This window comes from Arthrobacter oryzae, from assembly GCF_030812315.1.
GTDB classification, from domain to species: Bacteria; Actinomycetota; Actinomycetes; order Actinomycetales; family Micrococcaceae; genus Arthrobacter; species Arthrobacter oryzae_B.
Genome location: NZ_JAUSSM010000009.1, coordinates 91,132 through 113,950, shown reverse-complemented (window position 1 = coordinate 113,950; position 22,819 = coordinate 91,132). Strand labels below are relative to the sequence as shown.

At 66.2% G+C, this 22,819-nt stretch carries 23 protein-coding genes; 9 read left to right on the top strand and 14 right to left on the bottom strand.

Annotated features, from left to right (window positions below; genetic code table 11):
• Positions 1 to 58 precede the first annotated feature (58 nt).
• From J2S97_RS17690 to J2S97_RS17675, 4 genes are all read left to right on the top strand, one after another.
• Positions 59 to 499, top strand: a complete 441-nt coding sequence (locus J2S97_RS17690; RefSeq protein WP_307051252.1) for a VOC family protein — start codon at positions 59 to 61, stop codon at positions 497 to 499.
• Between the two features lie 21 nt (positions 500 to 520).
• Positions 521 to 1,474, top strand: coding sequence for a 1,4-dihydroxy-2-naphthoyl-CoA synthase (locus tag J2S97_RS17685; protein WP_307051251.1), 954 nt, complete (start codon positions 521 to 523; stop codon positions 1,472 to 1,474).
• A 44-nt stretch (positions 1,475 to 1,518) separates the two neighbouring features.
• A complete protein-coding gene (locus J2S97_RS17680) occupies positions 1,519 to 2,709 on the top strand; it encodes an AMP-binding protein (protein WP_307051250.1) in 1,191 nt (396 codons plus the stop codon).
• Between the two features lie 103 nt (positions 2,710 to 2,812).
• The gene (locus J2S97_RS17675; RefSeq protein WP_307051374.1) at positions 2,813 to 3,694 is read left to right on the top strand and encodes a 1,4-dihydroxy-2-naphthoate polyprenyltransferase; all 882 of its coding nucleotides are present in this window, start codon (positions 2,813 to 2,815) and stop codon (positions 3,692 to 3,694) included.
• Positions 3,695 to 3,787: 93 nt separating this feature from the next.
• Here the strand turns inward: J2S97_RS17675 and J2S97_RS17670 are convergent, their stop codons facing one another.
• Positions 3,788 to 4,138, bottom strand: a complete 351-nt coding sequence (locus J2S97_RS17670; protein WP_307051373.1) for a DUF4229 domain-containing protein — start codon at positions 4,136 to 4,138, stop codon at positions 3,788 to 3,790.
• 159 nt (positions 4,139 to 4,297) lie between these two features.
• On the opposite strand from J2S97_RS17670, the gene J2S97_RS17665 reads away from it, so the two are divergent.
• Complete coding sequence (locus J2S97_RS17665; protein WP_307051249.1) at positions 4,298 to 4,771, top strand: PLDc N-terminal domain-containing protein; 474 nt, start codon at positions 4,298 to 4,300, stop codon at positions 4,769 to 4,771.
• A 914-nt stretch (positions 4,772 to 5,685) separates the two neighbouring features.
• Here J2S97_RS17665 and ccsB read toward each other — a convergent pair.
• The 5 genes from ccsB to J2S97_RS17640 are packed head-to-tail and all read right to left on the bottom strand — an operon-like array spanning position 5,686 to position 10,753.
• Positions 5,686 to 6,825, bottom strand: coding sequence for a c-type cytochrome biogenesis protein CcsB (gene ccsB, locus J2S97_RS17660; RefSeq protein ID WP_307051248.1), 1,140 nt, complete (start codon positions 6,823 to 6,825; stop codon positions 5,686 to 5,688).
• On the bottom strand, positions 6,825 to 8,663 hold the full coding sequence (gene resB / locus J2S97_RS17655; protein WP_307051247.1) for a cytochrome c biogenesis protein ResB: 1,839 nt from the start codon (positions 8,661 to 8,663) through the stop codon (positions 6,825 to 6,827). Before resB ends, ccsB begins: the two co-directional genes overlap by 1 nt.
• Positions 8,663 to 9,418 carry a cytochrome c biogenesis CcdA family protein gene (locus tag J2S97_RS17650; protein WP_307051246.1) on the bottom strand — a complete coding sequence of 252 codons (756 nt, stop codon included), beginning with the start codon at positions 9,416 to 9,418 and terminating at the stop codon, positions 8,663 to 8,665. The genes resB and J2S97_RS17650 overlap by 1 nt, the downstream gene beginning before the upstream one ends.
• A 16-nt stretch (positions 9,419 to 9,434) precedes the next feature.
• Positions 9,435 to 10,070 (bottom strand): TlpA family protein disulfide reductase, encoded by a 636-nt coding sequence (locus J2S97_RS17645; protein ID WP_307051245.1) that lies wholly within the window; start codon positions 10,068 to 10,070, stop codon positions 9,435 to 9,437.
• Positions 10,071 to 10,087: 17 nt separating this feature from the next.
• On the bottom strand, positions 10,088 to 10,753 hold the full coding sequence (locus J2S97_RS17640; protein ID WP_307051244.1) for a histidine phosphatase family protein: 666 nt from the start codon (positions 10,751 to 10,753) through the stop codon (positions 10,088 to 10,090).
• A 221-nt stretch (positions 10,754 to 10,974) separates the two neighbouring features.
• On the opposite strand from J2S97_RS17640, the gene J2S97_RS17635 reads away from it, so the two are divergent.
• The 3 genes from J2S97_RS17635 (at position 10,975) to J2S97_RS17625 (ending at position 13,620) form a co-directional block, all read left to right on the top strand.
• The gene (locus tag J2S97_RS17635) at positions 10,975 to 11,523 is read left to right on the top strand and encodes a YceI family protein (RefSeq protein ID WP_307051243.1); all 549 of its coding nucleotides are present in this window, start codon (positions 10,975 to 10,977) and stop codon (positions 11,521 to 11,523) included.
• Between the two features lie 225 nt (positions 11,524 to 11,748).
• A complete protein-coding gene (locus tag J2S97_RS17630; protein ID WP_307051242.1) occupies positions 11,749 to 12,606 on the top strand; it encodes a hypothetical protein in 858 nt (285 codons plus the stop codon).
• A 297-nt stretch (positions 12,607 to 12,903) separates the two neighbouring features.
• A complete protein-coding gene (locus J2S97_RS17625) occupies positions 12,904 to 13,620 on the top strand; it encodes a hypothetical protein (protein ID WP_307051241.1) in 717 nt (238 codons plus the stop codon).
• 85 nt (positions 13,621 to 13,705) lie between these two features.
• On the opposite strand, the gene J2S97_RS17620 is transcribed toward J2S97_RS17625, so the two are convergent.
• Together J2S97_RS17620 and J2S97_RS17615 are read right to left on the bottom strand one after the other, a co-directional pair.
• A complete protein-coding gene (locus tag J2S97_RS17620; RefSeq protein ID WP_307051240.1) occupies positions 13,706 to 14,401 on the bottom strand; it encodes a redox-sensing transcriptional repressor Rex in 696 nt (231 codons plus the stop codon).
• 152 nt (positions 14,402 to 14,553) lie between these two features.
• Positions 14,554 to 14,808 carry a glutaredoxin family protein gene (locus J2S97_RS17615; protein ID WP_307051239.1) on the bottom strand — a complete coding sequence of 85 codons (255 nt, stop codon included), beginning with the start codon at positions 14,806 to 14,808 and terminating at the stop codon, positions 14,554 to 14,556.
• Between the two features lie 75 nt (positions 14,809 to 14,883).
• Here J2S97_RS17615 and J2S97_RS17610 point away from each other — a divergent pair, with 75 nt between their 5' ends.
• Positions 14,884 to 15,702 carry an HAD family hydrolase gene (locus J2S97_RS17610; RefSeq protein ID WP_307051238.1) on the top strand — a complete coding sequence of 273 codons (819 nt, stop codon included), beginning with the start codon at positions 14,884 to 14,886 and terminating at the stop codon, positions 15,700 to 15,702.
• A 157-nt stretch (positions 15,703 to 15,859) separates the two neighbouring features.
• Here J2S97_RS17610 and J2S97_RS17605 read toward each other — a convergent pair whose 3' ends face one another.
• The 6 genes from J2S97_RS17605 to J2S97_RS17580 form a co-directional block, all read right to left on the bottom strand.
• Positions 15,860 to 15,958: a 30S ribosomal protein bS22 gene (locus tag J2S97_RS17605; protein ID WP_003792170.1), complete on the bottom strand. Its 99-nt coding sequence runs from the start codon at positions 15,956 to 15,958 to the stop codon at positions 15,860 to 15,862.
• A 184-nt stretch (positions 15,959 to 16,142) separates the two neighbouring features.
• Complete coding sequence (locus J2S97_RS17600; RefSeq protein WP_043429999.1) at positions 16,143 to 16,355, bottom strand: helix-turn-helix domain-containing protein; 213 nt, start codon at positions 16,353 to 16,355, stop codon at positions 16,143 to 16,145.
• A gap of 181 nt (positions 16,356 to 16,536) precedes the next feature.
• On the bottom strand, positions 16,537 to 17,706 hold the full coding sequence (locus J2S97_RS17595; protein WP_307051237.1) for a 3-deoxy-7-phosphoheptulonate synthase: 1,170 nt from the start codon (positions 17,704 to 17,706) through the stop codon (positions 16,537 to 16,539).
• Positions 17,707 to 18,058: 352 nt separating this feature from the next.
• Positions 18,059 to 19,084, bottom strand: coding sequence for an acetylxylan esterase (locus J2S97_RS17590; RefSeq protein WP_307051236.1), 1,026 nt, complete (start codon positions 19,082 to 19,084; stop codon positions 18,059 to 18,061).
• 153 nt (positions 19,085 to 19,237) lie between these two features.
• On the bottom strand, positions 19,238 to 20,770 hold the full coding sequence (locus J2S97_RS17585) for a rhamnulokinase (protein WP_307051235.1): 1,533 nt from the start codon (positions 20,768 to 20,770) through the stop codon (positions 19,238 to 19,240).
• On the bottom strand, positions 20,767 to 22,818 hold the full coding sequence (locus J2S97_RS17580; protein WP_307051234.1) for a bifunctional aldolase/short-chain dehydrogenase: 2,052 nt from the start codon (positions 22,816 to 22,818) through the stop codon (positions 20,767 to 20,769). The genes J2S97_RS17585 and J2S97_RS17580 overlap by 4 nt, the downstream gene beginning before the upstream one ends.
• Position 22,819: the final 1 nt, after the last annotated feature.

Here is a 22,819-nt window from a genome sequence, read left to right as displayed (position 1 = left end):
GACCGGAAGTGACCGCAAACCACTTCCGGCGGGAACACCGCCGTCGTAGTTTTGACCCATGGGACTCAACATTCAGATAGCGATCGACTGCAGGAATCCGCACGAACTGGCCGACTGGTGGGCGGAAACCCTGGACTGGGCGGTGGAACCGCAGGATGAAGCGTTCATCCGGTCGATGATCGATCAGGGGTTTGCCACCGACGCCGAAACGAAGACACACAACGGCAAGCTCGTGTGGGCTACCGGCGCTGCGATCCGGCCAGTGGAAGAACTCGAAGCCAAGGAACCTGCGCGCCGCCTGCTATTCCAGACCGTGCCGGAAGCAAAGGCCATCAAGAACCGCGTGCACTGGGATGTCCGCCTAGACGGCAGGGACAAGGATGAGGTCCGCGCGGAGCTTGAGGCGCGCGGCGCAAAGTTCCTTTGGACGGCCAGCCAGGGGCCGCACGAATGGCACACCATGGCGGACCCCGAAGGCAACGAGTTCTGCATCAGCTGAGTCGATTACTAGACTCGGTCTGTGAGCAACGAATTCCCAGCCAAGGTATCCGACGTCTTTGACCCCTCCCGGTGGCGCACCGTGGCCGGCTTCGACGACTTCCAGGACATGACCTACCACCGGCAGGTTGAAAGGGATTCGGACGGCGCCGTGCGGCGTGACCTGCCCACGGTCCGCATCGCCTTCAACCGCCCGGAGGTCCGGAACGCGTTCCGCCCGGGCACCGTGGACGAGCTCTACCGCGCCATGGACCACGCCCGCATGACCCCCAATGTGGCCACCGTGCTGCTCACCGGCAACGGGCCCTCGCCCAAGGACGGCGGGCACTCGTTCTGCTCGGGCGGGGACCAGCGGATCCGGGGCAGGGACGGGTACAGATATGCCGAGGGCGAGACCAAAGAGACCATCGACCCCGCCCGCGCGGGCCGGCTGCACATCCTGGAAGTCCAGCGGCTGATGCGCACCATGCCCAAGGTGGTCATCGCCGTCGTCAACGGCTGGGCGGCCGGCGGCGGGCACTCGCTGCACGTCGTTTCCGACCTCACCATCGCCTCGCGCCAGCACGGCAAGTTCAAGCAGACGGACGCCACCGTGGGAAGTTTCGACGCCGGCTACGGCTCCGCGCTGCTGGCCCGCCAGATCGGCCAGAAGGCCGCCCGCGAAATCTTCTTCCTGGCCCGCGAGTACTCGGCCGAGGACATGGTCCGGATGGGCGCCGTCAACGAGGCTGTGGACCACAAACGGCTCGAGGAAGTGGCGCTGGAGTACGCGGCGGACATCGCCCGGCAGTCGCCGCAGGCCATCCGCATGCTCAAGTTCGCCTTCAACCTGGCCGACGACGGTCTGGCCGGGCAGCAGGTGTTCGCCGGCGAGGCCACCCGGCTGGCGTACATGACGGACGAGGCCGTGGAGGGCAAGGAAGCCTTCCTCGAGAAGCGCGACCCCGACTGGTCCCAGTTTCCGTACTACTTCTAAGCCCTTCCTACTCCTAAGCCCTTCCTACTCCTAAGGCAGCCCCTGTGACTTCCCAGCCTCCGAACATCGAACCCGCGACCGTCGGCTCTGCCAACCTCGACTCTGCCCTGAAGGCCCTGGCGGATGCCCTCCACGGCGAGGGTCCCGCCGTCGAACTTTCCGCCGGTGCCGACGGCAACGTTGTGGTTTCCGCAGTGGAAACGCCGGACATCGAAGATGCCGCCGTGGTGGTGCGCACCTCCGGTTCCACCGGGACTCCCAAGGCGACTGTCCTCACCGTGGAGGCCTTGGCGGCGTCGTCCGTGGCCACCGCGTTCGCGCTCAAGGGCGAGGGCCAGTGGCTGCTCGCCCTCCCCCTGCAGTACGTTGCCGGGGTGCAGGTCCTGGTGCGCTCCCTCTTTGCCGGCACTCGGCCGTGGGCCATGGACCTCTCCGAAGGGTTCACCCCGGAGGCGTTCACTGCGGCCGCCCAGGAGCTCACGGACAAGATCCGCTTCACGTCCCTGGTGCCCACGCAGCTGCAGCGGCTGCTGGACTCGCCGTCGGCCGAAACGCTGGCCGCCCTGCGCCGGTTCAACGGCATCCTGCTCGGCGGGGGCCCCGCCTCACCGGAACTGCTTGCCGCAGCCCGTGACGCCGGCCTCCGAGTGATCACCACGTACGGCTCCGCGGAGACCTGCGGCGGCTGCGTGTACGACGGCTTCCCGCTCGAGGATGTCCTGGCCCGGGTCGACGAGGACGGCAGGATCCTGCTGGGAGGTGCCACGCTGGCCGCCGGCTACCTCGGCGACGCCGGGCCGGCCGCCGGTGACTTCTTCGAGGAGGACGGCGTCCGCTGGTACCGCACCGGCGACCTCGGCTCCATCGACGCCGACGGGAAGCTCACCGTGCTGGGCCGCGCCGACGACGTGATCATCACCGGAGGCGTGAAAGTTTCCGCCACGCACGTGCAGGCCGAGCTGGAAAAGCTCGACGGCGTGACGGCGGCCTTTGTGGCCGGCGTTCCGTCGGCGGAATGGGGCCAGGCCGTGGCCGCGTACGTTGCCGTGGAGGACAGCTCCCCGGCAGGCGTCGAAGGCTTCACCGCCCGGCGGCATGATGCGCTGCACGATGCTTTGGGCCGGCTGGCCCCGAAAACCCTCCTCGCTGCTGGCGAGCTGATGATGCTGCCCAATGGCAAACCGGACCGGCTCGGCATGACTGTTCTGCTGGACGCGCTGCATCAGGGAAAATAGAGAAGCCCCGCCCGGGCCGAAAAAGTCCGGGGCGGCAGGATTTCGGCGGGTTTATCCCTCCGGCCGCACTGAAATGACCAACGAAGCAATCGGAGTACTGACCGTGGCTACAGCCGCACAATGGATCCAAGGCGCCCGACCGCGCACCCTGCCGGCTGCCATCGCACCGGTCCTGATCGGCACCGCCGCGGCCTTCGAGATGGACGCCTTCAAGCCCCTCAACGCCGTCCTGGCCGCGCTCGTGGCACTCCTGCTGCAGGTCGGCGTGAACTACGCCAACGACTACTCCGACGGGATCCGCGGCACCGACGAGGACCGCGTGGGACCGCTTCGCCTGGTCGGCTCGGGCGCGGCGAACCCTGAGATGGTGAAGCGGGCTGCTTTCGCCGCGTTCGGGCTGGCCATGCTGTTCGGGCTGGTCCTGGTGGTCATCACGCAGGCGTGGTGGCTGATCCTGGTGGGCCTCGGCTGTGTCCTGGCGGCCTGGGGGTACACCGGCGGCAAGAACCCCTACGGCTACATGGGACTCGGGGACGTGTTCGTGTTTGTGTTCTTCGGACTGGTGGCCACCCTGGGCACCACCTACACCCAGGCGGGGCAACTCAGCCTGGCCGCCGTCATCGGGGCGATCGGCACCGGCCTGATCGCCTGTGCGCTCCTGATGGCCAACAACGTCCGGGACATCCCCACGGATATCCAGGCCGGCAAGAAGACCCTGGCCGTGCGGCTCGGCGACAAGCACGCCCGCGAAAGCTATGTGCTGATGCTGGCTGTCGCCATCCTGCTGGTGGTGGTCCTGGCACCCGGTCGCCCATGGATGCTCATGGTGCTGCTGCTGATCCCGGCCAGCCTGATGCCGTCATGGCTGATGATCAATGGCCGGAAGCGCAAGAGCCTCATTCCCGTCCTCAAGCAGACGGGCCTGATCAACCTGGGTTACAGCGTGCTGTTCTCCCTGGGCCTCGTCCTGAGCCACGGGCTGTAGGGACACAGCCGGGCTTTCAGGTGGCGTTGGCTGAGGCTAGTCGCTGGGCTGAGCGGGCGCTTGGCGGAGCCGGGCCGGCTCAGGCGAGCCGGCTCAGGCGTCCTTGCGGGGAGTTTCTTCGTCTGTCCGGGGAGCTTCCGTCCGGGGAACTTCCGAACGGGGAACTTCCGAACGGACGGTAATGTCCGGGTTGGCGTCCACCAGGGTGTCCTCGGCGGCGGCGTCTTCAACCTCGCCGGCCGTGCGGATGGGCTTGGCCCGGCCGGAGAAACGCTCATGCAGGCTGGCCGTAGCGGCATCGCGCTGCTTCTGGAAGAACAGGTAGCTGATGGCGAAAGCAATCAGGCCGGCGAAGACTGCGGCCAGCAGAATCCCCACCTCGAGGAAGCTGAACAGCACAAGCAACGGCACGAACAGCGCCAGACGGATCAGTGAGTATTTCATAAAAGCCACGGTTCAAGTTTAGCCGTCCGGCGTCGAGGCCCCCGCCAGCGTGCGGTGGAGCCTCCGGGAATGCGGGAGCCAGCGTGCGTGGGGTCGGGCCCAGCAGGGGGAAAGAACGGGAGGGCACTGCTGCAGGCGTCCGGACGGTAGACTGATGGTATGCCCCGTGTATTGGTCGCCGTTGCCGTTCTTGCCATATATGTCTATGGCATCGTGGACGTGATCCGCACTGATAAGAACCTCACCAGGGGTATCTCCAAGACTGCCTGGATGGTGGTGGTTGTTGTCCTCCCGGTGGTGGGAGCGGCACTCTGGTTCATCATCGGCCGGCCTCGTGGAAGCCGCCCCGCCGCGCAGTCCTACAGCCGCACCGTCGCACCAGATGACGACCCCGACTTCCTGCGAAACCTCGAAACCCGCCGCCGCAACCAGGCCGAAGCGGACCGCCTCAAAAAGCTCAAGGACGAGCTCCAGGCCAAAGAGCACAAGCTCAACGGCGGCGCTTCAGGCACGGGCGCCCCGGGCGAGGGCAAAGGCAAGGGCAGCCCGAACGGCAGCCACCGGGGCGACAAGCACTCCCAAGAATCACACCACCCCGAGACCGACTCCCACGGCACGGACGAGGTCAAGTAAGCCCGCTGTCCGCGGCCGCAACAGACTCCGCCATGCTCTGCGCCATGAAAATTCCGCGCTAAGAATCCGTGGCGCTAGAATCCGTGGCGTTAAGAATCCATCAAGAATGCGGCATAAGCGCTCCGCGGTGCCGTCCGCGGATGTTTGATGGGTTTAGGGGACTCTCGTAATACGAGAACCGAGTGCAGAGAGCCCCGGAGCCAGGCTTAAGGAGCCCTGTCATGACCAACGATTCTGCCGAGACGGTCCTGTTCTTCGTGGGCATGGCCGTGCTGCTGGTCATCCTCGTGGTCACCCTCATCCGGTCCACAAAGTAGAACCGGCCGCGACTTCGCCCCTCACCCGGGTCCACGAACACTCGCCCACGCGCCGGCCAGCCCCGCCCACGCCCAGCCCCACCCACGCTCCCGCGCGTCCCCATTTGCCACTTTTGGCCGCTATTTTCGGCCCTGCCATGGGGCACGTGTTTCAGCAGTTGCCGGGGATACCCTGCTGCTACGGGCCACCGCCCTCGTGGTTGCCACTGGAGCCGTGGTCAGCCATCTTTCAGCGGCCCTCCTGTGGGGCTTCCCGCTACCCCTGGAACTGCCGATTATCGACGTCGTCCATCTCACGTGCACTCCGGGCCAGCGAGCCATCCGACGGAATGGTCTCCCGCGACGAGAATGCCAAGGAGGCAGGCTGGCGGGTAGTGGTCCTGACACAGCGTGACCTTGATCCCACCGCACCCGGCTGGGAGCCCAGTGCCGTGACCCGTGTCCGCAAAGCGCTCCTTGAGCGTGCCTGGACGCCGGAACCGGTCCGGCGACGTCGCCCAACTGACACTAATGGCCGCTAAGCGGGTGTGCTTAGCGGCCATTAGTGGCGAATCGCGCTGGACGGGTCACCGCCGCCGATTGCAGAGGCGCCCTTGCCTACAGCCCCGAGTAGGAGTGCAGGCCGTTGAAGAACTGGTTCACGATGGTGAAGTTGAAGATGACGCAGAGGTAACCCACGATCGACAGCCAGGCCGCGCGGGTGCCGGTCCAGCCGCGGGTGGCACGGGCATGCAGGTAGCCGGCGTAAACCACCCAGATCACGAACGTCCAGACTTCCTTCGTGTCCCAGCCCCAGAACCGGCCCCAGGCCTTCTCGGCCCAGATGGCGCCGAACATCAGCGTGAAGGTCCAGCCGACAAAAGCGATGGCATTGATGCGGTAGGACAGGTTTTCGAGGCTCAGCGCGGACGGCACCAGGCGCATGAAGCCCAGCTTGTCCCCGCTGCCGGCCGCGATGGTCTTCTGGCGGTGGGCCTGCACCAGCTGCAGGGCGGACATCGCGAACGTCAGTGTGAAGAGCGCCGAGGACAGCACGGCGATGGACACGTGGATGATCAGCCAGTAGCTCTGCAGCGCCGGCACCAGGTGCCCCACGGGCGTCCAATAGGCCACGGACGCCGCCACCAGCATGATGATGGCCAAGCCGATCACGAACGTGCCCAGGAACCGCAGGTCACGGCGGATCAGCACCAGCAGGAAGACGGCCACGGCCACGAAGGCACCGGTGGTGAGGAATTCGTACATGTTCCCCCACGGCACCCGGCCCGCACCGAGGGCACGGGTGACCACGCCGGCGCAGTGGATCACTGCGCCCAGCACGGTCAGCGCGACTGCAACGCGGGCGGGAACCCGGCGTTCTGCTGCGTAGCGCATGTCGGCGTCGGCCGTCTGCCCGGCGCCGGCTGCGGCGCCCTTGGACGCACGGCCCGTTGCCGACGACGGCCGCTCGGCGCGGCCAACCGGCCCGCTGACGTCCGAATCGGCCCGGTCAACAGCCGGACGGTCAACGGCCGGACGGTCGACGGCGGCCCCCACCCCTGCGCCGACCGGCACCTTGGCCGTCGCGGACGCTGAAGCACCCGCCGCGGCGGCAGCCTTGAGGTCCACTGCGCGCAGCGCCTTGCTGCTCTTGGCCAGGTCCCACGCGAAGGCGATAAAGGCCACCGTGTAGGTGCCGGCCGCCAGCAGCATAAAGAGCTCGCTGTACTGGCCCATGGTTTCGTTGATGGGGAACATTACTGGTCCTTCTTCGACTCGGGTGAGCCGGCTGTTGACTGGATGAAGTCTTTTGTGGGCGTTTCCGCGGAGGCCTCGTTCTTGCCGCCGCCGGCCTGGCCGCTGTCCGTGGGCGCGCTGCCGGCCGGGACATTGTCCGCCGGGCCAGTATCCACCTGGCTATTATCCACCGGCGAGCCGGGAGCATTCTGGGAATCCAGGCCCCATTCGTCCGCAAGGAGTCCGCGGATCGCCTGGGCCTCTGCCGCGAGGCGGTGGTCCTCACCGCGGGCCAGGAGCCCGTACTCCACCATGGTGCGGCCGTCCGGGTGGGTGCCCGTGCGGACCCAGACCCGGCGGCGGTTCACGTACAGCGAGATGACCAGCCCGGCCACGGCAAGCAGCGCGAAGATCAGCGCGTACAGCTGGCCCGGGTTGTGGTGGATGTCGACGCCGATGTAGCGCTTCACGCCGTCAAAGCTGATGGAGCCCTTGCCGTCCGGGAGCGTGTAGGTGCTGCCGGGAGCCAGGGTGATGCCGCCGGCGTCAAGGTTCCGGGCATTGAGCGGGGTCAGCTTCTTTACGTCGAGCTCGAAGACGTTCTGCGGGGAGCCTGCGTCCAGGCCGAGGTCGCCGAAGTATGAATTCAGGGTGAGCTGCGGGTTGATCAGTTCCGGGTCCCCGCTGAAGGAGACGCCTTCCTCGGTGACGAACGCAGTGGGCAGGAAGAAGCCGGCAAATCCGAGCTGGTCCGGCTTGGCATCGGGAACCTTGATCACCACGGACGAGTAGTAGTTCTCCCCCTGCAGCTTCGCCACCACCGGGCCCTGCATCGCAACATTGCCGGCGCCGTCGCGGATGGTCACCATAGGGGCGTAGCCGTTGCCGGTGAGGTAGATGCTGGTGCCGCCCAGGCTGACGGGATCGTTGACCTTCAGCACCTGTTTCTCGGCAGGCGCGTCCGGGGTGTCCCGGGTGGTCACGTCCGCCTTGAAGTCGATGGGCTGGCCGAACTTGCCCTTCGATTCACGGTCGAACGTGATCTGGAACTTGTCCAGCTGGATGGAATAGGGCTGGAGCTGGCTGCTCTCGAAGTTGGTGCCGGGGGTGAACTGGTCGTAGCCCACCAGGGTGTTCACGAAGGTGTCGCCCTCCACCAGGATCCGCTGCCCGCTGTAGCCGAACAGGCCGCCGGCCGCCACGGACACCAGGACGCCGATCAGCGAGGTGTGGAACACCAGGTTGCCCACTTCCCTCAGGAAGCCGCGCTCGGCCCCCAAAGAGGGCCGCGCGCCGTCGTCGTCCCTTACGTCAACGCGGTAACCGCGCTTCTTCAGCTTCGCGGCAGCGTCCGCAATAGCGCTCGACGCCGGGATCCCGGCGTCCGCGGGAATCACCAGCGTGCCGTACTCGGGCAGGCGGGACAGCCTTGCCGGGGTGCGCGGAGGCTGGGAGCGCATGGCCTTGTAGTGGGCGATCGCGCGGGGAACCACGCAGCCGATCAGCGAGATGAACAGCAGGATGTAAATGGCGGAGAACCACGCCGAGGAGTAAACGTCGTAGAGCTGGAGGGAGTCGAGGATCTTGCCGTAGTCCGGGTGGTCCGCGATGTACTGCGTGACGATCGACGGGTTCGCAGGGCGCTGCGGGAACAGTGATCCGGGCACCGCGGCAACGGCCAGCAGGAGCAGCAGGAACAACGCCGTGCGCATGCTGGTGAGCTGGGTCCATGCCCAGCGGAGCATGCCCAGGGGTCCCAGCGCCGGTAGGGCAGCTTCCGCCTTGGCCTTGGCCACGGGTGTCGCTGCCGTCTTACCGGCGGCCTCTTGCTTCTTTTTGTCGTTCACTCGCTCGCTCATCAGATCGGCAATTTCACATCGGTTTGGAACCAGTACTGCAACCCGGAAACCCAGGTGCCCCACACGCCGCTGGCCATCAGCAGGCCGAGCACCACCAGGATTCCCCCGCCGATCCGCTGGATGGCGAGGCGGTGCTTGCGGAAGAAGGACATCACGCCGACGCCGCGGCGCACGGCCAGGGCAATCAGCAGGAACGGAATGCCCAGCCCGAGGCTATAGACGAAGGCCAGGAAGGCGCCCTTGGCGGCCGAGGACCCTCCGGACATGCTCAGGAGCTGGACGGCGGAGTAGGTGGGTCCGATGCACGGAGCCCAGCCCAGGCCGAAGGTGATGCCCAGCAGCGGCGCACCCCACAGCCCGGCGGGCGGCTTGGCATGGATCTTGGCGTCACGCTGCAGCCAGCTGAATCCACCCATGAACACCACGCCCATGATGATGACCAGGACGCCCAGCACCTGCGTGATCCAGGCGTTCTGGCCACCGCTGATCATGGACCCCAACTGGCCGAACGCCCCGCCCAGCAGGACGAAGATCACCGAGAAGCCGAGCACGAACAGGCCGATTCCGGCCAGCATCCGGCCGCGCTTCTGCTTCTCCAGGTCCACGCCGGTCAGTCCGGTCACGTAGCCCAGGTACCCCGGCACCAGCGGCAGGACGCACGGCGACAGGAAGGACACGAGTCCGGCCAGCAGCGCCACCGGGATGGCAAGCAGCAGCGAACCGTTCAGGATGGCTTCGGCGAAGGGGCTGTTCACGGTGAGGGCGCCGCCGTTACTCTGCCACGGCGGCGGCAATAAGGGCCTTGAGCGTGCCCTTTTGGATTTCCCCCAGGACACGGGAGGCAACCCGGCCCTGCTTGTCCAGCACCAGCGTGGTGGGCACGGCACCCGGAGGAACCAGCCCGGAGACGGCCAGGAGCACGCCCCCGTCCTTGTCATGGAAGCTGGGGTAGGTCAGGTTGAAGGTCTTGTCGAACGCCTCGGCGGCGGCCTTCTCGTCGCGGAGGTTCACGCCGTAGAACTGCACACCCTGCTCCTTGAACTCCTGGTGCAGAGCTTCCAGCGAGGGCGCTTCGACACGGCACGGCGCACAGCCAGCGAACCAGAAGTTGAGCACGGTGACTTTTCCAACGAAGTCCGCAGGCTCCACGGTAGTGCCGTCGAAGAGGGTGCCCTTGATGCTGACGGCGGACTTGCGGTCGGCAGCGGCGAATTCGGTCACGGACCCGTCACCGGCCACATAGTTCTTGTTGTCCCCCGCCTTGGCCTGCTTGGCCAGGGCGTCTTCCTGCGCACACGCGGAGAGCCCCAGTGTCAGGGCGGCCAGGCCCAGGCCGCCGGCGGCGAGGACGCTGCGGCGGGAGGCCGGGCGCGTCGCCTTGCTGGCGAAGTTGCCTTCGTTGTTCATCCTGGATCCGGCCACGCTCAGGCCCCCGGGGTGTTGGACGCGCCGGGCAGAAGGGCGGCAGCGGGCTCGCTGTACTCCACGCGCAGGAGGGTGCCGTCGTCGTCGAACACCAGCGAGGTGAGCGACGTGAGCGTGCACTCGCGCTTGCGCGGATCGTGCCAGAGGGGCTTGCCCTCGGCGCTGAGCCGCGTGGACCAGATGGGGAGCTGGTGGCTGACAAGGATGGCCTCGGCGCCGTCGCCGCCCAGTTCGATGGCACGCAGTCGTGCGTCCTGGACCGCGGCGATGACGCGCGCGGCCTGCTCCTTGTAGGGCTCGCCCCACGACGGAACGAACGGGTTGCGCAAATGCGGCCAGTGCCTGGGCCTGAGGAGCTCGGCTTTGTTGACCCGGAGCCCTTCGAAGTGGTTACCGGCCTCGATGATGCGGTCCTCGGTGTTGATTTCCAGGTTCAGCGCCTCGGAGATGGGGAGGGCTGTTTCCTGTGCGCGGGTCAGCGGTGACGCCACCAGGTGAACGATCTTCGCCCCCCGCGCAGCGCGGTCGCTGAAGTGAACGGCGAGCGTCTTGGCCATCTGCTGCCCGAGCGCGGAGAGGTGGAATTCCGGCAGCCGTCCGTAGAGGATGCCGTCCGGATTATGGACCTCGCCGTGGCGAAGGAGATGAACAGTGGCTTGGGGCATGTTTACCAGTTTCTCAAAGATGTCGGGTGATCTGAAATCTTCTACACCAAGTAGAACTCGAAAGTTTGAAGAAATGTTCCATGGAGTTGGAATAAAAGATGCAAACGCATGTTTATACTGGGTGAAGCAGTTAGTTGAGACTTCAACCAAAGAAGTTTTAGCTGGCGATCAGACATCCTTCCGCAAGAGATTTCCGACCACAGATCACAAGGAGCAACACCATGGCACTTCCCGCCAACATCACCACCGGCACCTGGACCCTCGACAACTCGCACAGCGAAATCGCCTTCACCGTTCGCCATGCAGGCATCAGCAAGGTCCGCGGCCAGTTCAAGGACGCCGCAGCAACCCTGGACCTCTCAGAGAACGTTGCCGACTCCAAGGTCAACGCCACCATCCAGACCGCCAGCTTTGACTCGGGCGACGTCAACCGCGACGGCCACGTCCGCGGCGAAGACTTCTTCGACGTCGAGAAGTTCCCGGAGATCTCCTTCGTGTCCAACACGATCGTTCCCAAGGGCGACGCCTACGAGCTCCAGGGCGATCTCACCATCAAGGGCGTCACCCGCGCGGTTGCCCTCGAGACCGAGCTCCACGGCGTAGCTGTGGACCCCTTCGGCAACACCCGCGCCGGCCTCACGGCTGAAACCACCATCAGCCGCAAGGACTTCGGCCTGACCTGGAATGCCGTCCTGGAAGCCGGTGGCGTGCTGGTCAGCGACAAGGTTGCCATCAACCTTGAACTCGCGTTCATCGCACCGGCCGCATAGTTTCTGCGCCCAGTAGCACCCCGCACCAACACAGCGCCCCGCTCCGTCACTGCGACGGAGCGGGGCTTTGTGCTTAATGCGCTGGGCCTAATTCGGAATACCTCTGCGGAATGATCCACCGCGCGGCCGGAGCGCGGTACGGTGGAAGCAAACCATGCTGGGGGCAGGGCACCGTTACTGATCCCGGTACCCGTTTAATCAGTAGTCGACCCGCAAAGGACCACTATGAGCACGCCTCCAGCCCAACCGGCCAACCCGAACGAACCTGAGAAGGACAAGCCGGGCCCCGACGCTCCCCAGTACGGCCAGAACGCCCCGCAGTCCCCCGCGGCACCGCAGTACGGCCAGAACGCCCCGCAGTCCCCCGCGGCACCGCAGTACGGCCAGCATTCCCCGGCGGCACCGCAGTACGGGCAGCCCCAGTACGGCCAGCAGCCCCAGCAGTTCGGACAGCAGGGCACACCACCCCAGTACGGCCAACAGCCCCAGCAGTTCGGACAGCAGGGCACACCGCCGCAGTACGGCCAGCAGCCCCAGCAGCCCTACGGCCAGGCACCCCAGCAGTACGGCCAGTCACCGTATGCCCAGTACCCGTCCGAACAGCCCCAGGGTGCTGCCGCCGGCGGGGTTCCGAAAATGGTCAACAACGCTTTCTGGATGATCATTGCGGCGGGCGTCCTGTCAGTCATTTCCATCCTGGTAGCCATTCCGGCCCTCGAAGACCCCGCCATGCGGAGTACGTTCGAAGAGCAGATGCGTGCCGGCGGTGCGGACGTCGACTTCGAGTCGATCAAGGGCCTTGTGATCGGCATGATGGTTGTCGTGGGCCTGATCGGCGCAGGGCTGTACGCGCTGGTTGCCTTCAACGTCCGCAAGGGCAAGAACTGGGCACGCATCCTCGGCACCGTCTTCGCCGCCCTTTCGATCTTCAGCCTCGTCCCGCTCAGCATCGGAACCGTCTCGGCGCTCCTGGGCATCGCAGCGATTGTGATGCTTTACCTCCCGGCCTCCGCGCCGTATTTCCAGAAGCAACAGCCTTTCGGGAGCCCCTACTCCCAGCCGGGCAACCCCTACGGCCGCTAACACTTCGGTCCGGCGCCACTGACGGTCGCCACCGCAGCCAAGCAGCACACAACGCAGCACCCCAGTTCCACAGCCAGCGGGCGTGGACTTCGGAAGGTCCGGCGGCTTCAGCCGCTGACTCCGGAGTCCGCGCCCGCTGCGCTTTGCCTTGTCTCTCCTTGAGCCGAAATTGAGCCAAAAACTATCCACAGATGGCGCCATCGCGCGGTACCGTGTAACCAAAGTGACGCTGGGGGCAGGAAGACGTGGCTGATCCCAACACGCGTTTAGTCAGTAGCCGACTCGCAAAGGATCAACATGAGCACTCCGCCCGTCCCGCCGTCGTATCCTTATGATCCCCAATCTGGCGGTCAGTACGGCCAGCAGCCGCCGCAGTACGGGCAGAATCCGTCCCATTTCCCGCAGGCGCCGCAATATGCGCAGGCTCCGCAATACGGCCAGGAGCCGCCCCAATACGGCCAGAGCCCCCAGTTCGGGCAGCCGCAGCAGTTCGGGCAACCGCAGCACCTCCTCTACCCTTCGGAGATGCCGCAGCAGCGGACTAGCGCTTCCAGTGCCGCTCCCCCGCTCGTGGACATCTCCTTCTGGCTGCTGATCGGCGCGTGCCTCCTGTGGGTGTTCTCCGTCTTCCTGTCGGTAGGTGCAATCGACGACCCCGCAATGCGCAGCCAGTTCGACGCCAGGCTGGCAACCAGCGGAGCTGACGTGGATTTCGAAGCCATCAAGGGCGTCATTGTGGGAATGGTGGTGCTGATAGCCGCCGTCGGAGTCCTGATGTACGCGCTGGTGGCGTTCAACATCAGGAAGGGCCGGAACTGGGCACGGATCCTCGGCACCGTCTTCGCGGCGCTCTCCCTGCCGGGCCTCCTCGAAATGGGGCTGGGCACGCTGTCCATCCTGGCCGGCGTGGCGGCAATGGTGCTCCTGTACCTCCCCACGTCCGCGCCGTACTTCAGGAAGTACCTGCCGTTCGGGAGCCCGTACGGGCAGCCAGGCTACCCTTACGGCCGCTAGGCGCTGCGGTAGACCGGGACGCGCGTCGTCGGACGGTTCCCAGGCGGTCAGAGCGGGCAGGCGGGAAGGGCAGCCAGGCGGTCAGCTACTCGCCGTCCTCCGGGCCCCTGATCCGCTGTGCATGATAGGCAAGGATCTGCAGCTCCGTGGCCATGTCCACCTTCCGCAGGTTCACTCCGGGCGGCACCTGGAGCATCACCGGCGCGAAGCTGAGGATGCTGCGCACGCCGGCTGCGATGACGCGGTCGCACACGCCCTGCGCCACAGCCGCAGGCAGCGCCAGCACCACCATGTTGGTTCCGGTGCGCTGGAGGACCGGTTCGAGGTCCGCCACGTCGCTGACGCGCAGCCAGCCGACTTCGTTGCCCACCACCATCTGGTCGGCGTCGAAAATGGCCACAACGTCGAACCCGCGGGACTCAAAGCCGCCGTACCGCGCCAGCGCCTTGCCCAGGTTACCGGCGCCCACGATTGCCACTTTCCAGTCGCGGGTGAGGCCGAGGGCTGCTGAGATATGGCGGCTGAGGTACTGCACTTCATAGCCGACGCCGCGCGTGCCGTAGGACCCGACATGCGAGAGGTCCTTCCGGAGCGTGGACGAGCTCACACCGGAGGCTTCGGCCAGGGATTCGGAGGAGACGCGTTCAACGCCCTCGGCCAGCATTGTGGTGAGGGCGCGCAAATAAATGGTCAGCCGGGCCACGGCCGCGGGCGGAATCTGCTTGGCCGCAGTACCGCCGTCCCCGTGGACAGCCTCGGGGGAAGAATCCAGCGAAGTCACTATCTGCTCCATTGCGTCGCGTTGTGAGTCCACTCTAGAGCCCCGTCCGCACTGCCAACAAAGCAGGAGTCATGGCGCGCCGCGGCGCCTTGCGCCCGATGCCGCCATGCCCCGGAGTCGTGCGGCCGCGTCCCATGCAGCTCCCGCCGCCCCTACTTGGCCATCGCCTGGCGCAGGACCCGGTCCAGGCGCGTTTCGTCGATCTTCCAGAAATCACGCTGGATCCCGTCAACCAGAACCACGGGGATTTCTTCGGCATACCGCTCGCGCAGCTCCGGCTGGTTGTCCACCAACTGTTCCGTCCACTCCAGTCCCAACGCGGCGGTAACGCGTCCGACGGCGTCGCGCGCCGCCTCACAGAGGTGGCAGTCAGCTTTGGTGATCAGGACGACGTCGGGTTTTGCCATACCTCAACCGTATCCCTGGGCGCCGTCCCGCCGCGACGTCACCAAGGCCGGACGGGCATTGACTAGACTCAAGGCATGCCCGAGGAGAAGTACGTCGCCGTAGTCCGGCAGCCGGCCGGCGCGTCGCATCACGGCGAGGCCGCCTTCTTCGACGTCGACAACACCCTCATGAAGGGTGCCAGCCTCTTTCACGTGGCGCGCAAAATGTACCAGCGCGGCGCGTTCACCCTGCCGCAGGCGGCCGGGATGGCGTGGAAGCAGTTCAAGTTCGTCCTCCGCGGCGAGAACATGGACGACGTCCACGCGGTCCGCGATTCGGCGCTGACGCTGGCGGCCGGCATCACCGTGGAGGACATCAAAGCGCTCGGCGAGGAAGTCTTCGACGAAATGATCGAGTCCAGGATCTGGCCCGGTGCCAAGGCCCTGGCCCAGCAGCACCTCCGGGTGGGCCGCATGGTGTGGCTGGTGACGGCGACGCCCATTGAGGTGGCCACCGTGATTTCCACACGGCTGGGCCTGACCGGAGCCCTGGGAACAGTGGGCGAGATTGAGGACGGCGCCTACACCGGCCGGCTGGTGGGCGACATCCTGCACGGGCAGGCCAAGGCAGTGGCTGTCCAGGGCATCGCGGACGCCGAGGACCTGGACCTCAAGCGCTGCTGGGCCTACAGCGACTCGCACAATGACATTCCGCTGCTGAGCATGGTGGGCCATCCGGTGGCCATCAACCCCGACTCCCGTCTTCGCCGGCATGCCCGCGAAAACAACTGGCCGGTGTACGACTTCCGGTCGGGACGCCGCGCCGCCACGCTGGGCCTGAAGGCGGCGACGGTGGGCGGGGCAATCTACGGCCTCTGGCGGGGCTTCACCCGCTTCCGCGGCCCCACGGTCTAACCCACACGACCGGCGACGCGCCAAATCCCTGAGCACGCCGGAATCCGCGTACGCCGGTCATTTGCGTCAGGGCGCACTTACCGTCGGCGCCGCCCCAGCCCAAAGAAAAATGCCCGCTGCCAAAGGCAACGGGCATCTCACGCTGTATGAAGTATCTCTACTTCTTGTTACGGCGCTGGTGGCGGGTCTTACGAAGCAACTTGCGGTGCTTCTTCTTGGCCATACGCTTGCGACGCTTCTTAATAACTGAACCCACGAAAGTTCCTTACAAACTAGATGGAGTACCTGTCTGATGGAAGAGGTCCGTGGACTAGGCAACAGACTAAACAACAAACAGATTCTTACAATAACGAAAAACGTTCCCTAACAGGGTACCGCTTATCCGGCGCACCCACTGACCGCCCGCCGGAAGGCACATGGCAGGGACGGCCAGGGAGGAGCTAGGCGGTGTCCGACTGGCCTTCCACAACAGCACCCTTGACGTACTGTTCGACGGCACTCTCCGGCACCCGGAAGGACCGGCCGAAGCGGACGGCAGGCATCTCTCCGGAATGGACAAGGCGATACACGGTCATTTTGGAAACGCGCATGAGCTCGGCCACTTCGGCCACAGTCAGGAACTGAGCGTTCGAGAAGTTCGACTCTGCGGACATTTCCCTTATTCCTTTTGTTAACAGCTGATAAAGGCAACCCCATTGAAACCCCATTGCGGTGTGCCGATGCTGAGCCATCAACCTACCCTGTGCTAGTTACTCTAGTGGCTGATGGTGCCATAGTGAAAGTCATTCCGAATAACCAGTTTCCTGGCGCGTGCCCCGTGTATCCCCTGAAAATTCAGCCCTGCAGCGCGTCCCTGCGCTTGCGGGCGGACGCTGCAAGCTGGCCCAGCACCGATGCCGTGACGTCCCACTCCATGCAGGCATCCGTGACGCTCTGGCCGTAAACCAGCTCGTCGGTGCCCGCAGCGTGCTCGGCCACATCCAGATTCTGCGCACCGCCCACCAGGAAGCTCTCCAGCATGACCCCGGCTACCGCCGAAGCGGCTGCTCCGCCGTCCTCCAACTGGGCTCCGATTTCGAGGGCCACCTCGGCCTGGCGGTGGTGGCTCTTGCCGCTGTTGGCGTGGCTGGCGTCCACAATAAGCCGCGGGTTGAGCTGCTTTGCGGCCAGTTTTGCCGACGCCGCTTCAACGTCCGCTGCGGAGTAGTTGGGGCCCTTGCGCCCGCCGCGAAGGATCACGTGCGTGTCCGGGTTGCCGGCCGTGGCCACGAGCGCGGCGCGGCCGTCGCCGTCGATCCCCAGGAAGGCCTGGGAGGCCGCAGCGGCGCTGCAGGCATCAACGGCAACCTGCAGGTCGCCGTCGGTCCCGTTCTTGAAGCCGATGGGCATGGACAGGCCGGACGCCAACTGGCGGTGGATCTGGCTTTCGGTGGTGCGTGCCCCGATTGCGCCCCACGAAACGAGGTCCGCCATGTACTGCGGGCTGATCGGTTCCAGGAACTCAGTGGCCGTGGGAAGGCCCAGGGAGGTGACCTGCTTCAGGAACTGGCGGGCGGCCCGCAGTCCCGTGGCGATGTCATGGCTGCCGTCAAGGTGGGGATCGTTGATGAGGCCCTTCCAGCCCACGGTGGTTCGCGGCTTCTCGAAGTAGGTCCGCATGACGATCAGCAGGTCTTCCCGGTGCTTCTCCGCCTGGCTCACCAGCCGGCGGGCGTATTCCAGGCCGGCTTTGGGGTCGTGGATGGAGCACGGTCCCACGATCACCAGCAGGCGATCATCCACGCCGTCCATGATGGCCCGGACTTCGTCCCGGCCGCGTTCGACGACGTCGGCCACCCGGGCGTCCAGCGGCAGTTCCGAGATCATGTCCTGGGGTGAGGGCAGCGCCTGGAATTCGCTGACGCGCAGGTTTGAGGTGGATTTCTGCGCGGATGCAGTGCGGTCCCGGGAGACAGTGGTCTCCAGTGAATTCTGATGCGTTTCGGTGGCTGCTGCGGTGCTCATGGGTACGGGTCCTGTTCCGGATGGTGCGGAGCGGGCCCAGATCAGAACCCGCCGGAGAAATGGCGAAGGGCAGAGAATGATCTCTGCCCTGTTGGCTCTGAAGGAAAGTTGGGTGCGTGTCAGTTAGACGCGGGCCCCTCCAGAGCCAACGAAAAATACGCATACCAACGGTTAGTCATAGCCAAGACCATAACGGCCGAACACGCTCTCCGCAAACCCGCCCGTCATTTCGCGACCTTGTGTTGCGGGGGCCAGACGCGCGCCCCTCCCCCAACTGACTCGCAGTTAACGCTCCGAAATCGCGATTTCGGGGCGTTAACTGCGAGTCAGTTGGGAAAGCCGGGAGTCCGTTTCAGCCGAGCAGCTTGCGGAGGTACTGCAGCTGGCGGTTCCACTGGTGTTCCTGGCCGCCCTCGTGGTTGTTGAACCGGTACACCTCGATGTCCTTGGCCGGGGTGGCACCGGTTCCCGTTCCTGCCCGCATGCCGGTTCCGTAGGCGTTGAAGCTGGCGAAGACTGTGGAAGGCGGGCAAATATCGTCCATTTGCGCGGCCGAGAACAACGCCGGTGCCGTAGCCGCCCGGCCCAGGTTGACGCCGTCGAAGTAGTTCAGCACGGCGAGGATGGGCTCGTAACGCTCCCGGTGGCGGGCCAGGAACGCGGCGATTTCGGGATACGGTCCGCGCGGCGCGATGTCGATGGCGCGCGGGAAATCCTGCAGGAAGGGCACATCCGGCAGGGCGGCGACCACGCCGTCGAGCCTTCCGGCCACAAGCCCTGCCACCGCGACGGTGATGCCGCCGCCCTGGCTGACGCCCGCCACCACCACCCGGGAGGCATCGACGGCGGGGTGCGCCTGGGCGGCCTCCACCGCCCGGAAAGCATCCACGTAGACCCGCCGGTAGTAATAGTCCTCGCGGCTTCCGATGCCGCGGGTCATCAGCCCCGCATGCGCGACGTCGCCCGCTGAGGAATGCGGGTCGGCGGTGTGCCCCAGGCTTCCGCCGTAGCCCTGCCCGCGGGTGTCCATGATGAAGTGCGCGTAGCCGGCCTGTGCCCACTTGGTGTCCTGGTTGGACAGCCCCCGACCGCCGGAATAGCCCACGTACTGCACGACGACGGGAAGCGGCTCGTCCGCCGACCGGTTGGCCGGCAGGTGCAGCCAGCCTTTAACCGGGGCACCGCCGAAGCCGGAAAACGTGACATCGAAGGTGTCGATCACTGTCAGGTAGTTGTCCACGGGCTCGAAAACTGCGTCCAGCGGGTACGCCCGGGCCTCGCCGATGGTGCGGTCCCAGAAGGCACCAAGATCCGCCGGAGCGGTGACAGCCGAGGTGTAGTTTCGGAGCTGATCAAGCGGTAGGTCGAAAAGGGGCATGGGGATTCCGGTTCTGTGAAGCGGGGTGATGGGCGGGTTGTGGTTGTGATCCTGTCAGGCGGGCGCAGCGGTTTCCATCCGCCACGACGCCAGGTTGAGGACTGTGTACCAGCGCGACTGGCGGTGACGTTATTGGACGCGCTCCCCCGTCACTCAGACCAGCGCCGCCTGGTAGCTTTCCAATGACTGCGAGCCGCGCACGAGCGTCCGCAGCTCGGCGAGGCCGCCGGAGACCGCGCCCGCGGCCCGGGCCTGGACCAGGACGTTGCCGAGGGCTGTGGCTTCCACGGGTCCGGCGATGACGCGTTTGCCGGTGGCGTCGGCGGTGAGCTGGCAGAGGAGCCGGTTCTGCGAGCCGCCGCCCACGATGTGCACCACGTCCACGGGAACGTCCGCCAGGCGTTCGGCGTCCGTGATGGTCCGGGCGTAGCCGGCGGCGAGGCTGTCCAGGATGCACCGGGTGATCGCAGCCGGGTTGTCGGTGAGGACGGAGCCGGTGTTGCGGACGGCGGCGCGGATCCGTTCGGGCATGTTGTCCGGGGCAATGAAGTACGGATCGTCGGCGTTGATCTGGGGTCCGCCGAACGGCAGTGCTGCGGCGGACGCCAGCAGTTCGTCGAGTGTGGCTGTGTATCCCTGCTGCGCCCAGGTGCGCTGGCATTCGCTGAGCAGCCAGAGTCCGCCGACGTTGCGGAGATAGCGGATAGTGCCGTCCACGCCGCGCTCGTTGGTGAAGTTCGCGGCCCGGCTCGCCTCAGTGAGCACCGGTTTCGGAAGCTCGACGCCGACGAGGGACCAGGTGCCGGAGGAGATGTAGGCGAACTTCTCCGCTGGCGTTGGTACTGCCCCGGCGGTGCCGGTTGCTCCGGCGGGTACGGCGGCGACGGCGGAGGCGGTGTCGTGCGAGCCGACGGCCACAACCTTCGTTGCCTGGCCCAGTCCGGTGCGCGCGGCGATGCCGGGCAGCAGGGTGCCGACGGTTTCGCCGGGCTGGATCAGCGGCGGGAACAGCTTTTTGGGCAGGTCCAGGGCGGCCAGGAACTCGGTGGCCCACTCCCCCGCAACAGCGTCGAACAGACCGGTGGTGGACGCGTTGGTGGCTTCGGTGCGGCGGACCCCGGTGAGCAGGAACGCGATCAGGTCCGGGATGAGCAGGGCCTGGACACCGTCCAGGTCCGGTTCGCTGGCGAGCTGGTAGATCGTGTTGAACTGCAGGAACTGCAGCCCGGTGGTGGCGTAGAGCCGGGCCGGGTCCAGTTTTTGGTGGACCGGGGCGACGGCGGCGCGGCTGCGGTCATCGCGGTAGCTGAACGGCTGCGCCGTCAGCTCGCCCGCGGTGTTGACCAGGCCGTAGTCCACCGCCCAGGTGTCGATCCCGATGCTGCTGATCGTTTCGCCGCGCTCCCCGGCGACGCGGGCCGCGGCAGCGAGCCCGGCCAGGACCTCGGCGAACAGGGCGTCGAAGTCCCAGCGCAGCCCGCCGCCGGACTCCACCACCCCGTTGGGAAAGCGGTGCACGGTTTCCAGCGTCGCTTTGCCTTCAGACCCGGCGCCGCCGTCTGAAACGCGCCCTAGGATGACGCGTCCGGAGGAGGCACCAATATCGACGGCAGCGAACACACTGCCGGCGGACACTGCCCGGGCCGTGGCCGGGGCGGAGTCCGCTGTTGGTGGCACGGTGCTCATCGCAGGAACGCGGCTGCCACACCGGCGTCCACGGGGATGTGGAGGCCGGTGGTGTGGGACAGTTCGGCGCTGGTGAGCACGGCGGCTGCGTTGGCCACGTGCTCGGGCAGCACTTCGCGTTTGAGCAGGGTGCGCTGGGCGTAGTACTTGCCCAGCTCCTGCTCGTCGACGCCGTAGACCGCGGCGCGCTTGGCGCCCCAGCCGCCGGCGAAGATCCCGGAGCCGCGAACCACGCCGTCGGGGTTGATGCCGTTGACCCGGATGCCGTACTCACCGAGCTCGGCTGCGAGGAGCCGGACCTGGTGGGCCTGGTCGGCCTTGGTCGCGGAGTAGGCGATGTTGTTCGGGCCGGCGAACACGGAGTTCTTCGAGGAGATGTAGATGATGTCCCCGCCCATGTCTTGGTCGATCATGACCTTCGCCGCGGCCTTGGCCACCAGGAAGGAGCCCTTGGCCATCACGTTGTGCTGGATGTCCCAATCCTTCTCCGTGGTTTCCAGCAGCGGCTTGGAGATGGACAGCCCGGCGTTGTTGACCACCAGGTCCAGTCCGCCGAACGCCAGCACCGCTTCCTGGATGGCGGCGGCGATCTGCGCCTCGTCGGTCACGTCGGCCTGCACGCCGATGGCAACGTCCGGACCGCCGAGCTCGGCGGCGACGGCCTGCGCGTTCTCCAGGTTCAGGTCCGCGATCACCACGCAGGCGCCTTCCGCGGCGAGGCGGGTGGCGATGGCCTTGCCGATGCCCGATGCCGCACCGGTGACCAGCGCGATGCGGGTGGCGTGCGACTTCGGCTTGGGCAGGCGGGCGAGCTTGGCTTCCTCGAGGGACCAGTACTCGATCCGGAACTTCTCGGATTCCTCGATCGGGGCGTACGTGGAGATCGCCTCGGCGCCGCGCATCACATTGATCGCGTTGATGTAAAACTCCCCGGCAACGCGGGCGGTCTGCTTGTTCGCACCGAAGGAGAACATGCCCACGCCCGGGACCAGCACAATCGCCGGGTCCGCGCCGCGCAGGGCCGGGCTTTCCGGGGTTGCGTGCCGGTCGTAGTACGCCTGGTAATCCTCGCGGTAGTCCGCGTGCAGCTCCTGCAGCCGGGCGACCGAGTCCTCGATCGAAGCGTCCGCGGGAAGGTCCAGGATCAGCGGCTTGACCTTGGTGCGCAGGAAGTGGTCCGGGCAGGACGTACCCAGCGCGCCGAGCCGCGGGTGCTCGGCGGCTTCCAGGAAGTCCAGCACGACGGCGTCATCGCTGAAGTGCCCCAGCTGCGGTTTGTCCGTGGACGCCAGTCCGCGGATCACCGGCGCCAGCGCGGCGGCCTTCGCACGGCGCTCAGCCTCCGGGAGGGCACCGTAGCCGGGCAGCTTCGCACCGAACGGTTCGGTGCGGCCGTTGTCGGCAATGAATTTCTCGGCCTGGTCGATGATCCACAGCGAGTTCTGCTCTGCTTCTTCGCTGGTGGCGCCCCAGGCGGTGATGCCGTGCCCGCCCAGGATGGTGCCGACAGCCTGCGGGTTGGCGTCCTTGATCGCGGCGATGTCCAGGCCCAGCTGGAAACCGGGCCGGCGCCACGGCACCCACACCACCTTGTTGCCGAAGATCTTGGCGGTCAGGGCCTCCCCATCCACCGCCGTGGCAATCGCGATCCCCGAATCCGGGTGAAGGTGGTCCACATGCGCGGCGTCCACCAGCCCGTGCATCGCGGTGTCAATCGACGGCGCCGCCCCGCCCTTGCCATGCAGGCAGTAATCAAACGCGGCCACTATCTCATCTTCACGCTCAACACCCGGGTACACGTTCTTCAAAGCGTTCAACCGGTCCAGGCGCAGCACCGCAAGGTTCCCGGCCGTCAGCGTGCCCAGGTCCCCGCCGGAGCCCTTCACCCAGAGCAGCTGGACATCCTCGCCCGTCACAGGGTCCTTCTCCGTGCCCTTCGCCGAGGTGTTGCCGCCGGCGAAGTTGGTGTTCCGCTTGTCCGCACCCAGGCGATTGGAACGGGCAATCAGTTCTTCAACAGTCTTATTCGCTGTGTTCTGCATGCTCATG

Bases quoted from the DNA above. Each gene is read 5' to 3' on its own strand.
- J2S97_RS17625 (WP_307051241.1), top strand. From the start codon at position 12,904: ATGAGCACTCCGCCCGTCCCGCCGTCGTATCCTTATGATCCCCAATCT.
- J2S97_RS17665 (WP_307051249.1), top strand. From the start codon at position 4,298: ATGCCCCGTGTATTGGTCGCCGTTGCCGTTCTTGCCATATATGTCTAT.
- J2S97_RS17630 (WP_307051242.1), top strand. From the start codon at position 11,749: ATGAGCACGCCTCCAGCCCAACCGGCCAACCCGAACGAACCTGAGAAG.
- J2S97_RS17600 (WP_043429999.1), bottom strand. From the start codon at position 16,355: ATGTCCGCAGAGTCGAACTTCTCGAACGCTCAGTTCCTGACTGTGGCC.
- J2S97_RS17580 (WP_307051234.1), bottom strand. From the start codon at position 22,818: ATGAGCATGCAGAACACAGCGAATAAGACTGTTGAAGAACTGATTGCC.
- J2S97_RS17590 (WP_307051236.1), bottom strand. From the start codon at position 19,084: ATGCCCCTTTTCGACCTACCGCTTGATCAGCTCCGAAACTACACCTCG.
- J2S97_RS17595 (WP_307051237.1), bottom strand. From the start codon at position 17,706: ATGAGCACCGCAGCAGCCACCGAAACGCATCAGAATTCACTGGAGACC.
- ccsB (WP_307051248.1), bottom strand. From the start codon at position 6,825: ATGTTCCCCATCAACGAAACCATGGGCCAGTACAGCGAGCTCTTTATG.
- J2S97_RS17640 (WP_307051244.1), bottom strand. From the start codon at position 10,753: ATGCCCCAAGCCACTGTTCATCTCCTTCGCCACGGCGAGGTCCATAAT.
- J2S97_RS17635 (WP_307051243.1), top strand. From the start codon at position 10,975: ATGGCACTTCCCGCCAACATCACCACCGGCACCTGGACCCTCGACAAC.
- J2S97_RS17615 (WP_307051239.1), bottom strand. From the start codon at position 14,808: ATGGCAAAACCCGACGTCGTCCTGATCACCAAAGCTGACTGCCACCTC.
- J2S97_RS17585 (WP_307051235.1), bottom strand. From the start codon at position 20,770: ATGAGCACCGTGCCACCAACAGCGGACTCCGCCCCGGCCACGGCCCGG.
- resB (WP_307051247.1), bottom strand. From the start codon at position 8,663: ATGAGCGAGCGAGTGAACGACAAAAAGAAGCAAGAGGCCGCCGGTAAG.
- J2S97_RS17690 (WP_307051252.1), top strand. From the start codon at position 59: ATGGGACTCAACATTCAGATAGCGATCGACTGCAGGAATCCGCACGAA.
- J2S97_RS17670 (WP_307051373.1), bottom strand. From the start codon at position 4,138: ATGAAATACTCACTGATCCGTCTGGCGCTGTTCGTGCCGTTGCTTGTG.
- J2S97_RS17610 (WP_307051238.1), top strand. From the start codon at position 14,884: ATGCCCGAGGAGAAGTACGTCGCCGTAGTCCGGCAGCCGGCCGGCGCG.
- J2S97_RS17645 (WP_307051245.1), bottom strand. From the start codon at position 10,070: ATGAACAACGAAGGCAACTTCGCCAGCAAGGCGACGCGCCCGGCCTCC.